The 13,626-nt window shown below is 66.8% G+C and carries 17 protein-coding genes; 10 read left to right on the top strand and 7 right to left on the bottom strand.

Annotated features, from left to right (window positions below; all coding sequences use genetic code 11):
- Positions 1-23 precede the first annotated feature (23 nt).
- From EZH22_RS00565 to EZH22_RS00550, 4 genes are all read right to left on the bottom strand, one after another.
- Positions 24-227, bottom strand: coding sequence for a YgaP family membrane protein (locus EZH22_RS00565; protein WP_203193896.1), 204 nt, complete (start codon positions 225-227; stop codon positions 24-26).
- A 209-nt stretch (positions 228-436) separates the two neighbouring features.
- Positions 437-1,525, bottom strand: a complete 1,089-nt coding sequence (locus EZH22_RS00560) for a YeeE/YedE family protein (protein WP_203193895.1) — start codon at positions 1,523-1,525, stop codon at positions 437-439.
- A gap of 71 nt (positions 1,526-1,596) precedes the next feature.
- Positions 1,597-1,971, bottom strand: a complete 375-nt coding sequence (locus EZH22_RS00555) for an ArsR/SmtB family transcription factor (RefSeq protein ID WP_203193894.1) — start codon at positions 1,969-1,971, stop codon at positions 1,597-1,599.
- Positions 1,972-2,012: 41 nt separating this feature from the next.
- Positions 2,013-2,393, bottom strand: coding sequence for a thioredoxin fold domain-containing protein (locus EZH22_RS00550; RefSeq protein WP_203193893.1), 381 nt, complete (start codon positions 2,391-2,393; stop codon positions 2,013-2,015).
- Positions 2,394-2,496: 103 nt separating this feature from the next.
- On the opposite strand from EZH22_RS00550, the gene EZH22_RS00545 reads away from it, so the two are divergent.
- Positions 2,497-3,228, top strand: coding sequence for a cytochrome c biogenesis CcdA family protein (locus EZH22_RS00545; protein ID WP_203193892.1), 732 nt, complete (start codon positions 2,497-2,499; stop codon positions 3,226-3,228).
- A 20-nt stretch (positions 3,229-3,248) separates the two neighbouring features.
- A complete protein-coding gene (locus tag EZH22_RS00540; RefSeq protein WP_203193891.1) occupies positions 3,249-3,824 on the top strand; it encodes a thioredoxin family protein in 576 nt (191 codons plus the stop codon).
- 57 nt (positions 3,825-3,881) lie between these two features.
- On the opposite strand, the gene soxX is transcribed toward EZH22_RS00540, so the two are convergent.
- Positions 3,882-4,508 (bottom strand): sulfur oxidation c-type cytochrome SoxX, encoded by a 627-nt coding sequence (gene soxX / locus EZH22_RS00535; RefSeq protein ID WP_203193890.1) that lies wholly within the window; start codon positions 4,506-4,508, stop codon positions 3,882-3,884.
- Positions 4,509-4,522: 14 nt separating this feature from the next.
- On the bottom strand, positions 4,523-5,353 hold the full coding sequence (gene soxA / locus EZH22_RS00530) for a sulfur oxidation c-type cytochrome SoxA (protein ID WP_203193889.1): 831 nt from the start codon (positions 5,351-5,353) through the stop codon (positions 4,523-4,525).
- A gap of 254 nt (positions 5,354-5,607) precedes the next feature.
- Between soxA and soxY the strand changes: the two genes are divergently transcribed.
- The 8 genes from soxY to EZH22_RS00490 all read left to right on the top strand — a co-directional run bounded on the left by soxY (position 5,608) and on the right by EZH22_RS00490 (position 12,896).
- A complete protein-coding gene (soxY, locus tag EZH22_RS00525; RefSeq protein ID WP_203193888.1) occupies positions 5,608-6,081 on the top strand; it encodes a thiosulfate oxidation carrier protein SoxY in 474 nt (157 codons plus the stop codon).
- Between the two features lie 70 nt (positions 6,082-6,151).
- Entirely contained in the window at positions 6,152-6,481 is a 330-nt protein-coding gene (gene soxZ / locus EZH22_RS00520) for a thiosulfate oxidation carrier complex protein SoxZ (protein WP_203193887.1), read from the top strand.
- Positions 6,482-6,592: 111 nt separating this feature from the next.
- The gene (gene soxB / locus EZH22_RS00515) at positions 6,593-8,284 is read left to right on the top strand and encodes a thiosulfohydrolase SoxB (RefSeq protein WP_203193886.1); all 1,692 of its coding nucleotides are present in this window, start codon (positions 6,593-6,595) and stop codon (positions 8,282-8,284) included.
- Positions 8,285-8,375: 91 nt separating this feature from the next.
- A complete protein-coding gene (gene soxC / locus EZH22_RS00510; RefSeq protein ID WP_203193885.1) occupies positions 8,376-9,707 on the top strand; it encodes a sulfite dehydrogenase in 1,332 nt (443 codons plus the stop codon).
- On the top strand, positions 9,691-10,491 hold the full coding sequence (locus EZH22_RS00505) for a c-type cytochrome (protein ID WP_231711239.1): 801 nt from the start codon (positions 9,691-9,693) through the stop codon (positions 10,489-10,491). Before soxC ends, EZH22_RS00505 begins: the two co-directional genes overlap by 17 nt.
- 117 nt (positions 10,492-10,608) lie before the next feature.
- Positions 10,609-10,950, top strand: a complete 342-nt coding sequence (locus tag EZH22_RS00500) for a c-type cytochrome (protein WP_203196309.1) — start codon at positions 10,609-10,611, stop codon at positions 10,948-10,950.
- Between the two features lie 154 nt (positions 10,951-11,104).
- A complete protein-coding gene (locus EZH22_RS00495) occupies positions 11,105-11,611 on the top strand; it encodes a DsrE family protein (RefSeq protein ID WP_203193884.1) in 507 nt (168 codons plus the stop codon).
- Positions 11,612-11,615: 4 nt separating this feature from the next.
- Complete coding sequence (locus tag EZH22_RS00490) at positions 11,616-12,896, top strand: FCSD flavin-binding domain-containing protein (RefSeq protein WP_203193883.1); 1,281 nt, start codon at positions 11,616-11,618, stop codon at positions 12,894-12,896.
- Between the two features lie 110 nt (positions 12,897-13,006).
- Here EZH22_RS00490 and EZH22_RS00485 read toward each other — a convergent pair whose 3' ends face one another.
- The gene (locus EZH22_RS00485) at positions 13,007-13,435 is read right to left on the bottom strand and encodes a nuclear transport factor 2 family protein (protein ID WP_203193882.1); all 429 of its coding nucleotides are present in this window, start codon (positions 13,433-13,435) and stop codon (positions 13,007-13,009) included.
- Positions 13,436-13,626: the final 191 nt, after the last annotated feature.

Genomic DNA, 13,626 nt, shown 5'->3' with positions numbered 1-13,626 from the left:
CGATGGGCAGCGGCGGGGCCGATTTATTCGAAGGCGACACCGGGCTTGCAGCCCAGTCTCTTGAAGATGAGAGCGGCCGGACAGAAGCCGGTTACCGATGCCTGCATCAGGTTCAATCCGACGAAGGCGGTTAAAAAGTGCCAGTAGGGCGACACGTAAAGCCCGAGCGCCAGGGAGACAAGAACCATAAACCCGGCCAACATGAGCACGGCACGATCTACGGTCATTTTGATACGCTCCTTTGTCTTCGTTCGGCGGTGCTGTCGGCTTCGTGACGGGCCTTCCGCTCGAGGCCTGCACGCCGGCGTGCGGAGGAGATAACATTAAAAGAATTTAAATTCAAGATTATGAATGTAGTGGGCAGGATCCCCGCGGCGGAGGGCCGCCGAGCTGGCATGCCGCCTGTCGTTTCCGCAGCGCCTTTGCGGCCGCTCGCCTATTTTTCCCGGAGCCGCAGCGTGCCGCGGACCAGGTTCATCAGCGAGCCCTCCATGAGCAGGGCGATGCCGATCCGCGCGCCCACCGCCATGCCGGCCAGCGCGAGCGGCCAGGACAGGGCGAGCAGCGACCCTGCGGTCAGTCCCTGTCCGATGGTGCAGCCGCCGCACAGGATGCCGCCTGCGCCCATGAGCACCGCCCCGAGCAGGTGGCGCTTCATTTCGCGGGGATCGTCGAATGCTTCCCAGCGGAATTCGTCCGCCAGCCGGGCGGCCGCGAACGCACCGACGGCGACGCCGAAGACGCTTCCGGCACCGAACTCGGCGAGGCTCGCCTGATCGAACAGCACACCGAACAGCGCCCGCGCCACCGGCGAGACGAAGGTGAGGCTCTGCGGCGCGACCGGATGCGCGAACTCGTCCACCAGCAGGGTCGTGGCGAGCCACCCGGCGACGATGCCGAGCCCGAGCAGCGCGCCCGCCGTCATCAGTCGGGGCGCACGGTGGAGCCGGCGGTCGGCCAACGCCAGCGCCACAAGGCCGAGGCCGGCGAGCCCGAACGCGGCCCGCAGGTCATGACCGGACAGGCGGCCGAGAACGGACGGCAGGTCCGCCTGCAGCCCGGCGGGGAGCGCCACCGCCACCCGCTCCAGCCCATCGACCCGAACTCCCGCGAAGATGCCGCGCAAGGTGGCGTAGGCCGCCGCCCCGAACACGATCAGCACCACGAAGCTGCGCAGGTCGCCCGAGCCGCACCGGACCAGGGATCCGAACGCGCAGGTCCCCACCAGCGCCATGCCGAGGCCGAACAGCAGGCCACCCAGAAGAATGCCGAGCCACGGCACCGCTGACGCCACATAATTGGTGCGCTCGGGCGCGAGAATCCCGAGAAGGGAGAGAAGCTGCGTGCCGGCCACCGCGATGCCGAGCGCCAGCCCGAACACCTTCATGCGACGCCAGTCCTGACCGACCATGGCATCTTCCAGCGCACCGAAGGTGCACAGGCGGGCGCGAAACACCGCAAAGCCTACGCAACATCCCACCAGGAGGCCCGCAAGCGCGGTCCACCAGGGGCTCGAAACGTCCATGCGCCTCCTCCCTGAGACGGCCGGAGCGGGACTTATGCAGTGTCCCGTCGCCGGCCCGGCGCCGAATTTCTTTACTTTTCGCCTGTGGCCGAGGCTCCGCAATAGATGCCGTAGATCACCGAGATGACGCTACGCACGTTCTCGTTGGCCAGGCTGTAGTAGATGGCCTTGCCCTCGCGACGCGTGGTCACGAGACCGTCGAGGCGCAGGCGCGCCAGCTGCTGCGACACGGTCGGCTGGCGCAGCGAGAGAATGTTCTCCAGCTCCGTCACCGAGCGCTCGCGCTCGGCCAGAAGGCACAGCAGCAGCAGGCGGTTCTCGTGCGACAGGGCCTTGAGGAAATCGCTCGCCTTGCGCGCATTGCGCATCAGCTGGTCGAGTTCAGGCGAAATCTCCGGGCCTTCCCGCAGTTCGTCCTCGATCCGCGTGGAGACGATGGGCGGCATGTTCTCAAAACCTTTTCGCTCTCGACGGCAGGCCCACGGCGTCACGGCCGGTCGGGCATGAGCTTGTCCGTCAACGCACCGAGCAGACCCCAGAACGCTTCATCAGAAGCATAACCCGTAATGCGCCCGATTTCGCGCCCGTGATCCACGAGCACGAAAGTGGGCGCGAAGCGCACCGGAGCGGCGAGCGCCATGTCCGCCGGCACGCCATCCGACAGGTCGACCAGGCGCAGCGGCGCCCGCTGACCTTCGTCCGTCCGACCGTAGATCGGCAGCACGTCCTGCTCGAACCTGCGGCAATAGACGCAGCCCGGCCGCTCGAACATCACGAGCTCTCCCGCCTGCGCGCCGTGTGTGGCGGGCAGGCACGAGAAGCCGACGACAAGCCCGACCAAAACCCGGCGAATAACGGAATTGCGCATCAATCTACGGCTCGGATGTGCATTTTGCTATTCATATTATCGCATTCGCATATATCATGAGCAACATAAATCCGCGCCGGCAATGTGCGCGGGAGGGAGGATCATGTCGCTGGATGTCAGCCTGCCCGGCGCCTTCCTGGCCGGGCTTCTGTCCTTCGCCTCGCCCTGCGTGCTGCCGCTGGTGCCGGCCTATCTCGGCTTTCTCACCGGCGCGGCAGGAGCGCAGGAGGATGCGCGGCGGGGCAGGGGCCGCCGCCGCGTGATCCTGGCGGCTGGCTTGTTCGTGCTGGGTTTCGCCTCGGTGTTCATCCTGCTCGGCGCCACCGCCTCCACCCTCGGCCAGGCGCTGATGCGCCACGTGGAGATCCTGACCCTCGTTTCCGGCGCGGCCTTGATTGTCTTCGGCCTGCACATGACCGGGATCCTGCGCATCCCGCTGCTCTACCGCCAGGCGCGGTTCGATGCCGCGGCGACGCCGGCCGGCATTCTCGGTCCCTATCTCATCGGCCTTGCCTTCGGCTTCGGCTGGTCGCCCTGCGTCGGGCCGGTGCTCGCCGCCATCCTGATGGTGGCGGGGGCCGAGGGGTCCGTGGGCAGGGGCATGCTGCTGCTCGCGGTCTATGCGGCGGGCATCGGCCTTCCCTTCCTCCTCGCGGCCGCCTTCACCGGGCCGTTCCTCGCCTGGGCGGGGGCGGCACGGCGGCGGCTGGGGCTGGTGGAGAAGGTGGCCGGCGGCCTCCTCATCCTCACCGGCCTTGCCTTCATCACCGGCTTCATGCCGCAACTCGCCCAATGGCTGCTGGAGAGCGTGCCGGCGCTCGGCACCATCGGCTGACGACCACCCGGAGGACCCACATGTCGGACGCTTCCTCGCTCACCCGCCGGGGCCTTCTGGGCGGCGCAGCTGGCCTTGCCGGGGCGATGCTCGGCCCGGACACCGCCGCGGCCGCCCCCCATCTCGGCGAAGACGGGCTCTATACCCAGGACTGGTACGTGGACAGCTTCCTCGATCTTGCCGAGGACCTCGCCGCCGCCACCGCGCAGGGCCGTCACTTCGCCCTGCAGTGGAGCCAGCGCGGCTGCATCTATTGCAAGACGCTGCACACCGGCTATTTCGCGGATCCGGCCATTGAAGGCCCGATCAAGGCGGCGTTCGACATCGTGCATCTCGACCTGTTCGGCGCGCGCGAGGTGACCGCCTTCGACGGGACCAGGCTGGCGGAGAAGGCGCTCGGCCAGCGCGAGCGCATCCGCGCGACCCCGACCTTCCAGTTCTTCGCGCTGCGCGACGGCACGGCGCGGGAGGTGGCGCGCATGCCGGGACTGCTGCCGCAGGCGGAATTCTCGGCCATGTTCACCTATGTGGCGGCGGGGGCCTACGCGCGCGAGAGCTTCGACGCCTGGCTCGCCCGCGCAGGCCGCAAGAGCTGACCCCCGGGCAAACGAAAACGGCCCCGGCGGACCGGGGCCGTCGCGTGCCGGGACGGCCTACTTGAGCGGCTTGTTGACCGGCGACGCCGGATCGAACAGGTAGGCCACCACGTCCTTGATCTGCTCGCTTCCGAGCACGCCATTGTGCCCGAAGCGCGGCATGGAGGAGCAGGCGAACACGGCCTGGGCGTTGTACACCTTGGCGTAGGCGGCTTTGGCGTCCTCGGCGGCGAACTTGCGGTCCGCGCCGTAATTGACGAGGCTCGGCCCGAGCGTGCCGTAGCTCACCTCCCGCGGGTCCATCTGGTGGCAGGCATAGCAATTGCCGCCGCTGACCGTGCCGGGTGGGTCGGAGAACTGGCCGCCGCGGCCGTTCTGGGCGATCTTCTCGCCCTCCTTCCAATTGCCGATGACGCTGCCTTCCGGCACCTTCACCGTCCTTGCCTCTCGGGCCATGATGGCTTCCGCCTCCCTGGCCGATGGCTGGTTCCGCGTGACCGAGCAGATCTGCATGGTCTCGTCCGGCACAAGGCGCGCCGCCCAGCCTTCCGGCAGCTTGGTGAAGCTCTCCTTCACCACCCTGTCCACCACCGACGGCGGGGCCGCCGGGATCTGCTGGGCGAGGGCGGGCGAGAGCGCCACCGGGCCGGCGAGGAGCGCCGCCGCGAAAAGGATTCTCTGCATGTGTCTTCTCCCCGTCAGCGCTTGATGGACGGAACGTTGAGTTCGCCGCCCGCCGCCTGCGCGTTCAGGAACACGGTGAGGGCGGTGACGACCTCCGAGGCGTAGTCCGGCGCCGGCATGCGCATCTGGCGATAGCAGTCCCACATGCGGTGTTGCATGGTCCTGAGCGCGCTCTGGGAAACGCGGTAGGTGGGCCAGGACGCCATGGTCAGCTGCGCGTCCTTTCCGGGCTTATCGAGCTGGGGCAGCCCCTGCAGCCGGATGCGCTTGCCCAGGTCGCCATGGCAGGTGGAGCAGGAGAAGTCGTTGATGGAGGAGCGCCGGTAGAACAGCGCCTCGCCGATGGCATAGGCCTCCTTCTCCTTGGGATGGGAGAGTGGGACCGCGATGTTCATGCCATTCGACTTGTTGGCGATGAAGGCGACGAGGTCCTCCATGTCCGAGCCCCGGCCGGGGCCGGAAAAGGGCTTGGCCACGATGGGCTTGATGTCGAGGCCCTGGATCTTGTCCATGCACCACAGAAGGCGCTGTTCCAGGTCCATCACCTTGTCGGCGTCGGCGAAGTAGCGCGGCAGGGCGGCGTAGGCGCCCTCCAGCTTGCCCGGCCCCCGGCCGAGGTCACAGGTCTCCAGGGAGACGTTCTTCGTGCCCCGCGGCTCGGACCACAGCGCTTCGCCGCGGTCCACCGCGAGATAGCCGGGATTCGCCATGGGATCGTTGATCATGGCGCGGTAGCGCTCGATCTCCTTCTCGCTCGCATCCTCCTGCGCCCTGAGGGTCAGGAGGGGGACGAGCGCCAGGGCGAAGGCGCACAGACATGTGAGTAATGTGGCTTTGGGTCGCATATATCCTCCCGGACGTGGCGGGCCGTGCGGTTGGGCTTTCTGGCTGAAGCCCTTCAAGGAACACGGCGTCCGATCGTGGAACCCGCCCTCGATAGACGAGAGCGATCATCGGATGGGAGCTACTTTACATTCAAAAAAATCGATATCACAATATGTGAAATTGATCGAGGACGGCGCAGCGCGCGCTGTCCACATCATCAAGCAAAAATAATGGCTTATGAGCCGGCATCGCAGCCGGCCCCAGGAGGAAACGGATGACTCTTCACATGGACGCCACCCTTGTGCCTTCGCGCCGACAGGCGCTGCAACTGGCAGGATTCGCCGCCTTTGCCGCGGTGCTCGCCCCGCGCATGAGCCTCGCGACCGAAGCCCAGGTGGCGGAGGAGATGAAGAAGCTCTTCGGCGGCAAGGCGATGGGCGAAGGCAAGGTCAAGCTCGACGTGCCCGAGATCGCCGAGAACGGCCTCGTGGTGCCCATCAACATCGACGTGGACAGCCCCATGACGGACGCCGATTTCGTCAAGTCTGTTCATGTCTTCGCCGACGGCAATCCGCTTCCCCAGGTGGTCACCTACCATTTCACGCCGGAGAGCGGGAAAGCGTCGGCATCGACCCGGATGCGGCTGGCGCAGACGCAGAACGTGATCGCGGTGGCCGAGATGTCCTCCGGCGCGCTCTTCTCCGCCAAGTCGCAGGTGAAGGTCACCATCGGCGGCTGCGGCGGCTGAGCCGGACGCCAAGCCGAATCACAATAAGCGCGGGCGAAAATCGCCCCACCGAAAGTGTTGGAGGACACAAATGGCCATCAAGTCCGCACCTCGCGTGCGCGTCCCCGCCCAGGCGAAAGCCGGCGAGATCATCGAGATCAAGACCCTGATTTCCCACGAGATGGAAAGCGGCCAGCGCAAGGATGCCGCCGGCAAGACGGTGCCGCGCGACATCATCAATACCTTCGAGGCCTCGTTCAACGGCAAACCCTTCTTCAAGGCCGAATGGTTTCCGTCCATCTCCGCCAATCCCTTCCAGTCCTTCTTCTACAAGGCCAAGGAGAGCGGCGAGTTCACCTTCTCCTGGAAGGACGACACAGGCGGCGAGCAGAAGGCCATCGCCAAGCTCACTATGGCCTGACGTCGAAGCAAATCGCTCGCCACTCATCCGGCCTTCTGGTGCGCTGTGTTGCCGGATCACGCGTTGATCCGGCAAACGGCACCTCCATGACTTTTGGAAAGCGCGATCACCATGATCTCAAGGCGCGATTTTCTGTCCGCCGGGACGGCCCTCGCCGGCCTCCTCGCGACCTCGGGAGCGGGGCTGGCGCAGGCCGTCGGGGGGCAATTGACCCAGAACGACCTCCTGAAGTTCGGCCGGCCCGGCACCTGCACGATCCTGCACGTCACCGACATCCACGCCCAGCTCAATCCGCTCTACTTCCGCGAACCGTCCATCAATCTGGGCGTCGGTGACGCGCGGGGCGTGCCCCCGCATTTGACTGACACGGCCTTCCTTACCTACTTCAACATCAAGCCGGGCACGCGCGACGCTTATGCGCTCACCTCGGAAGACTTCACGGCGCTTGCCCGCAGCTATGGCCGCATGGGCGGGGCGGACCGCCTCGCCACCCTCATCAAGGCCATCCGTGCCGAACGGGGGGCGGACAAGGTGCTGCTGCTGGACGGTGGCGACGGCCTGCAGGGCTCCTGGTCGTCCCTGAAGACGCGGGGCGAGGACATGGTGCGGGTGTTCTCCGCCCTCGGGCTCGACGCCATGGTGGGGCATTGGGAATTCACCTACGGCGCCGACCGGGTCACCGAGATCAAGGAAAAGGCCCCTTTCGCCTTCCTCGCCCAGAATGTCCGCTCCACCGAGTGGGGCGAGCCGGTGTTCGACGCGGTGAAGACCTTCGAGAAGGGCGGCGCCAAGATCGCGGTGATCGGCCAGGCCTTCCCGCGCACCCCCATCGCCAACCCGCGCTGGATGATCCCCGACTGGGAGTTCGGCATCCGCGAGGAGGAGATGCAGAAGCAGGTGGATGCCGCCCGCGCCGGCGGCGCCGACGTGGTGGTGGTGCTCTCGCACAACGGCTTCGACGTGGACCGCAAGATGGCCTCGCGGGTGAAGGGCATCGACGTGATCCTCACGGCCCACACCCACGATGCCATGCCCGCCGCCACCGAGGTGGGCAAGACCTTGCTGATCGCCACCGGCTCCCACGGCAAGTTCCTGTCGCGCCTCGACCTGGACGTGAAGGACAAGTCGGTCACCGGCTACAGGTTCCAGCTGATCCCGGTGTTCTCGGACGTGATCGCGCCTGATCCGGAGATGGCGAAGCTGGTGGCGGACATCCGCGCACCTTATGCCAGGGACCTCGCCCGCGAGGTGGGACGGGCGGAGAGCCTGCTCTATCGGCGCGGGAACTTTAACGGCACCTTCGACGACATGATCTGCGACGCGCTCATGCAGGAGCGGGATGCCGAGATCGCCCTCTCCCCCGGCTTTCGCTGGGGCGGCACGCTGCTTCCGGGCGATCCCATCACCTTCGAGGCCATCTCCAACGCCACCGCCATCACCTATCCCGCCTGCTACCGCAACGCCATGACCGGCCGGCAACTGAAGGATGTGCTGGAGGATGTGGCCGACAACATCTTCCATCCCGATCCCTACTTCCAGGGCGGCGGCGACATGGTGCGCGTGGGGGGTGTCGGTTACGCCATCGACGTCTCCAAGGGCGTCGGCCAGCGCATCTCCGGCCTGACCTTCCTGAAGAGCGGCAAGCCGCTGGACGCGGACAAGACCTATACGGTCGCCGGCTGGGCCTCCATCGCCCAGAACGTGGAAGGGCCGCCCGTCTGGGAGATGGTGGAACGCTATGTGGCCGGCGCGAAGACCGTGAAGATCATCCCTAACGCGTCGGTGAAGGTGACGGGGGCGTGAGGGGGATGGTGGAGCGTTTCGCGCACCGTTCCGTTCAGCTTTCGCCATAAATATTCAAACTTGCGAATAAAAGAATATCAGGGAGGACACCATGCCCGACAACACGGTCCCCCGGACCGGCCACTCCGCCGGAAACGGTGCCGCACCAGCCCTCTCGCGCCGCCGCTTCCTCTCCGTGGCGGGGCAAGGCGCCGTCGTCTCGGCCGGTGTCGCGGCGGCGGCCACCGGTCCCCTCCTGGCGGCTCCGGCCGCCGCCGGGCCCGATCCCAACATCGTGCCCGTGCCGAACTGGTCGAAGGCGCTGGGCGCCGGAGTCAACGTCAACCCCTATGGCAAGCCTTCGAAATTCGAGAAGGACGTGGTGCGCCGGGAAGTGACCTGGCTCACCGCCAGTTCCGAGAGCTCGGTGAGCTTCACCCCGCTCTATGCGCTCGACGGCACCATCACGCCCAACGGCCTGTGCTTCGTGCGCCATCACGGCGGCGAGGCGGAGATCGACCCGGACAAGTATCGCTTCATGGTCCACGGCCTGGTGGACAGGGAACTGGTCTTCACGCTCGAAGACATCAAGCGCATGCCGGGTCGGGTCAACCGCGCCTATTTCCTCGAATGCGCGGCGAATTCCGGCATGGAGTGGCGCGGCGCGCAGCTCAACGGCTGCCAGTTCACCCATGGCATGATTCACAACGTCTATTACACCGGCGTGCCGCTGCGCGCCTTCCTGGACGTGGCCGGCGTGAAGCCCAAGGGCAAATGGGTGCTGGCGGAAGGCGCGGACGCGGCCGTAATGACCCGCTCGATCCCCATCGAGAAGGCGCTGGACGACTGCCTCGTCGCCTTCGCCATGAACGGCGAGGCGCTGCGGCCCGAGCAGGGCTATCCGGTGCGGCTGGTGGTGCCCGGCTGGGAAGGCAACATGTGGGTCAAATGGCTGCGCCGCATCAAGGTGGGCGACCAGCCGTGGCAGCAGCGCGAGGAAACCTCGAAATACACCGACCTCCTCGCCGATGGGCGCTCCCGCCGCTTCACCTTCATCATGGATGCGAAGTCCGTGGTCACCAGCCCCAGCCCGCAGGCGCCCCTGAAGCAGAAGGGCCCCACCGTGCTCACCGGCATCGCCTGGTCCGGGCGCGGCGCCATCAGGCGCGTGGATGTATCGCTGGACGGCGGGCGCAACTGGACCACGGCGCGCATCGAGGGGCCGAACACGCCCATGTCCATGACACGCTTCTACCTCGACTTCGACTGGGGCGGCGAGGAGCTGATGGTGCAGTCCCGCGCCATGGACGACACCGGCTACGTGCAGCCGACCAAGCAGGAGCTTCGGGCCATTCGCGGCACCAACTCCATCTATCACAACAACGGCATCCAGACGTGGCTGGTGCGCTCCAACGGGGAGACGGAAAATGTGGAAGTCGGCTGAGGCGCTGATCGTCGCCGCCGCCCTCGCGGGCACCTTCGCCGCGGCTTCCGTCTCCGCCGTCGCCGATCCCGCTTCTGCGAAGGGCGAGGCGACGAAGGCGGGAGCGCAGGCCAAAGGCGAGAAGGCCCCGGACAAGGACAAGGCCCGGCAGGCCGTCAACGTGCCGGCAGTGGTGCGACCCGGCGTCCCTCCGGCGAAGGCCATCGCCCTCGGCCGGCCCGCGCTGCCGGAGGAGATCGCGGCCTGGAACATCGACGTGCGCGCCGATGGCGAAGGACTTCCCGCGGGCAAGGGATCGGTGAAGCAGGGCGAGGAGCTCTTCCTGCAGAGCTGCGCCGTCTGTCACGGCGAATTCGGCGAGGGCGCCGGCCGCTGGCCGGTGCTTGCGGGCGGTCGCGGCACGCTGAAGTCCGACCGGCCGGAGAAGACCATCGGCTCCTTCTGGCCCTATGCTTCCACCGTGTTCGACTACGTCCACCGTGCCATGCCGTTCGGCAACAACCAGTCGCTCACGCCGGACGAGACGTATGCGATCGTCGCCTATCTCCTGAACCTCAACGACCTCGTCCCGGAAGATTTCGTGCTCTCGAAGGAGAATTTCCCGAAGGTGAGCCTCCCCAACGAGGCGACCTTCTATGACGACGACCGGGAGACGACGGAAAAATCGTTCTGGAAGGCCGCCCCGTGCATGAAGGACTGTTCCGGCGAGGTGCATGTGACCGCCCGCGCCCAGATCCTCAACGTGACGCCGGACGCCGATCCGCCGAAGGGCAACCTTGAGTGATATTCACCGCGGCCGGCATCCGCGACTCCGTCAACGACAGACAAGCGAAAGGATCCGCGGGTGCGAAAGATCTTCCTCCTTGCCGCCCTCATCACCATCGCCGCAGGTCCCCGGGCCATGGCGGAGCCGGATGCGGCCATGGGCGAGACCATCTTCAAGAAGTGCATGGCGTGCCATGCGGTCGGCCCGGATGCCAAATCGAAGGTGGGGCCGCCGCTGAACGGCATCGTCGGTGCGAAATGGGCCCATTTCGAGGGCTATTCCTATTCCCAGGACATCAAGGACGGCGGGGCTGCCGGAAAAATCTGGGACGCCCCGACCCTCGGGGCATATCTTGAAAACCCGAAGGCGCTCGCACCCAAGGGCAAGATGGCGTTCGCCGGCATCAAGAAGGACACCGAACGCGCCGACCTCATCGCCTACCTCGCCCAGTTCGACGCGAGCGGTGCGAAGAAGTGAGGCCGCTGGAGGACACGCCACGCCGGACGTTCCCAATTGTCGTGCGCCGCCGCCCCACATGACGATATGACGCTTTCGTTCATACCCTGCACGGAACGAGTGCTCGAAATGGACGACCAAGGCGCGCCAAGCGCCGAATGACGGGAGGGAGACGATGCCCCATTTCGACCGCCGGGCTTTCCTCGGCACCATGGCCCTCGCCGGCGCGGTTCCCGCGGCGGCGCATGCCGCGCAGAGCGTTGAAACGAAGGATATCGCCAAGGAGGCCGACCATGCCTGCCTCTATCACTGCGACTATGGCGATCCCAACCGCTTCGCCCAGACCCTGAACAACATCTCGAACCATTATGCCGCCTACGGTGCCGACCCGTTCGCCATCCAGCTGGTGCTGGTGGCTCATGCGGGCGGGGTGAAATTCTTCCTGGACAGCCTTTCCGGCACCTTGTGGGAAAAGGAGACGCTGGACCCGCAACTGGTGGAGAAGATCGATTCCCTCGGCAAGAACGGGCTCAAGATCTATCTGTGCTCCCTGACCTTCGAGCGGAACAAGCTCGACAGGGAGAAGGCCCGCAAGGCGCCGTACATCAGCTTCGTCCCGTCCGGCGTCGCCACCGTCGGCGAACTGCAGAACAAGGGCTTCGCCTATCTCAAGGTGGGATGATCCCATGGCCCCCCCGGGTGCGATCTCCCGCAGGGCCTTTCTGGGCGGCGCGGTATTGGCCGCGGGTGCCCTGCAGGCGCCCCACGTGCACGCCCGGGCAAGGCCCCGTCTGGTGATCGTCGGTGGCGGCGCGGGCGGTGTCTCCCTCGCCCGCGCGGTCGTCACGGACAGCGCCGGCGGGATCGCGGTGACGCTGGTGGAGCCGCACGCTCGCTACTTCGCCTGCTTCCAGTCCAACCTCGCGCTCGGCGGCCTGCGTGATCCCGACAGCCTGCTGTTCTCCTATGCCGGGCTGGCGAAGGCCGGCGTGGAGGTGGTGCCGGCCGCCGCCTCCGCCATCGATCGCGATCGTCGAGAGGTGCGGCTCGGCGACGGCCGCCGCCTGGCCTATGACCGCCTCGCTTTGTCTCCCGGCATCGACCTGAAATACGATTCCGTTCCGGGCTGGAGCCGCGAGGCCGAGGACGCCATGCCGCACGCCTGGACGGGCGAGCGCCAGTTCCGCCGCCTCAAGGCACGGCTCGATGCGGTGCCGGATGGCGGGCTCATCGTGATCATCGCCCCGCCGAACCCCTCGCGCTGCCCACCGGCGCCTTACGAGCGCGCGTCCATGATGGCGCATGCGCTGAAATCCACCGGACGGGAGCGGGCGAAGATCATCATTCTCGATCCCAAGCCGAAATTCCCCAAGCAAGGCCTCTTCCAGGAGGGTTGGGAGGCCCATTATCCGGGCATGATCGAATGGATGGCGCCGGATATCTCGGAGGGTGTCCAGTCCGTTGATCCGAAGACCGGCACCGTGGTCACCGGCTTCGAGACCTATGCGCGCGCGGATCTCGTGAACGTCATCCCGGCGCAATGGGCGGGCGCCATGGCCCGTGCGGCGGGGCTTGCGGATGTCTCGGGGTGGTGCCCCGTCGTCCCAGACACCCTGGCCTCGACCATCGACCGCACCATCCTCATCATCGGCGACGCGGCGAACGCCGGTGACATGCCGAAATCCGCCTTCGCCGCCAACAACCAGGCCATGGTGGTTGCCGCAGCCCTGCGCAGCGAGCTGCTGTCCGCCCATGCCGATGCCCCCGGTTACGCCAACACCTGCTGGAGCGCGATCGCCAGGGACGACGTGGTGAAGGAAAGCAGCCGCTACGCTGTCGCGGACGGCAGGATCCGCGAAACCGAGACCTTCCTCTCCCAGTCCGGCGAGCCGGCCGACCTGCGGGGCCGGCTCCGCGCCGAAAACGACGCGTGGTATGCGGCTCTGGTGCGCGGCCTCTTCGATTGATCGCCATCGTCGAGGCCGGGCCTCCCCACGGGAGGTCACGCAGGTGATCTCGTCACAGGAAGACTGCCCCCTCGCGGCTTCGCATGGGAGCAGTCCGCCTTTTTGTCCAATCAATAGGTCGCGGCGGGATTGACCTGCCAGATCTCGTCGACGAGCTTGCCGTCGCGATAGACCAGCACGTAGCGCACCTTGACCGTGCTCTTGCCGGCGAAGGCGACGTCCGCCGTCACCGTCGCGCCCTTGGGATTGGCGGCTTCCGCGAGGGTGGCGACACTTGCCTTCTGGGCGCCCTGGGCGGTGAAGAACTTCGACCACACCTGCTTGATCGCGTCGGGCGCGGCATAGCTGCCGTCGAGCGGGCCGCCGACCCAGTGCAGGGTCGCGCCGGGTCCATAGGCGCTGGTGACGGCGGCGAGATCGCCGCCGGCGACGGCATCGATGCGCAACCTGGCAAGGTCCTCGGCGGGGCCGGCGACCGCCGCGGTGGCGCAGAAGGCGGCGAGGACCAACGGGGCGGCGAAGGCGGACAGGCGGATCATGGACGGCTCCTCTCGTGGAAGGGACGTGAGGCAGACGCGCCGCCGCCCCGCTTTATTCCCTCGCCCCGCGCTTTTTTCCGCACCCGTCCAGGAACCGCCTTTGCGGACCGCTCCGGGCGCACCGGAAAGATTCGTGCCGCCTCGGAATAAATGCCGCCCGGCGGAGTCCACCCTCCTGAAGGCGCCGTCGC

Source organism: Xanthobacter dioxanivorans, from assembly GCF_016807805.1.
In the GTDB taxonomy this organism is placed as follows: Bacteria; Pseudomonadota; Alphaproteobacteria; order Rhizobiales; family Xanthobacteraceae; genus Xanthobacter; species Xanthobacter dioxanivorans.
The sequence above is the reverse complement of the archived record's forward strand: the minus strand, read 5'-3'. Positions and strand labels throughout refer to the sequence as shown.

Bases quoted from the DNA above. Each gene is read 5' to 3' on its own strand.
- EZH22_RS00560 (WP_203193895.1), bottom strand. From the start codon at position 1,525: ATGGACGTTTCGAGCCCCTGGTGGACCGCGCTTGCGGGCCTCCTGGTG.
- EZH22_RS00555 (WP_203193894.1), bottom strand. From the start codon at position 1,971: ATGCCGCCCATCGTCTCCACGCGGATCGAGGACGAACTGCGGGAAGGC.
- soxZ (WP_203193887.1), top strand. From the start codon at position 6,152: ATGGCCATCAAGTCCGCACCTCGCGTGCGCGTCCCCGCCCAGGCGAAA.
- soxY (WP_203193888.1), top strand. From the start codon at position 5,608: ATGACTCTTCACATGGACGCCACCCTTGTGCCTTCGCGCCGACAGGCG.
- EZH22_RS00505 (WP_231711239.1), top strand. From the start codon at position 9,691: ATGTGGAAGTCGGCTGAGGCGCTGATCGTCGCCGCCGCCCTCGCGGGC.
- soxX (WP_203193890.1), bottom strand. From the start codon at position 4,508: ATGCAGAGAATCCTTTTCGCGGCGGCGCTCCTCGCCGGCCCGGTGGCG.
- soxB (WP_203193886.1), top strand. From the start codon at position 6,593: ATGATCTCAAGGCGCGATTTTCTGTCCGCCGGGACGGCCCTCGCCGGC.
- EZH22_RS00540 (WP_203193891.1), top strand. From the start codon at position 3,249: ATGTCGGACGCTTCCTCGCTCACCCGCCGGGGCCTTCTGGGCGGCGCA.
- EZH22_RS00545 (WP_203193892.1), top strand. From the start codon at position 2,497: ATGTCGCTGGATGTCAGCCTGCCCGGCGCCTTCCTGGCCGGGCTTCTG.
- EZH22_RS00485 (WP_203193882.1), bottom strand. From the start codon at position 13,435: ATGATCCGCCTGTCCGCCTTCGCCGCCCCGTTGGTCCTCGCCGCCTTC.
- EZH22_RS00550 (WP_203193893.1), bottom strand. From the start codon at position 2,393: ATGCGCAATTCCGTTATTCGCCGGGTTTTGGTCGGGCTTGTCGTCGGC.
- soxA (WP_203193889.1), bottom strand. From the start codon at position 5,353: ATGCGACCCAAAGCCACATTACTCACATGTCTGTGCGCCTTCGCCCTG.
- soxC (WP_203193885.1), top strand. From the start codon at position 8,376: ATGCCCGACAACACGGTCCCCCGGACCGGCCACTCCGCCGGAAACGGT.
- EZH22_RS00495 (WP_203193884.1), top strand. From the start codon at position 11,105: ATGCCCCATTTCGACCGCCGGGCTTTCCTCGGCACCATGGCCCTCGCC.
- EZH22_RS00490 (WP_203193883.1), top strand. From the start codon at position 11,616: ATGGCCCCCCCGGGTGCGATCTCCCGCAGGGCCTTTCTGGGCGGCGCG.
- EZH22_RS00500 (WP_203196309.1), top strand. From the start codon at position 10,609: ATGGCGGAGCCGGATGCGGCCATGGGCGAGACCATCTTCAAGAAGTGC.
- EZH22_RS00565 (WP_203193896.1), bottom strand. From the start codon at position 227: ATGACCGTAGATCGTGCCGTGCTCATGTTGGCCGGGTTTATGGTTCTT.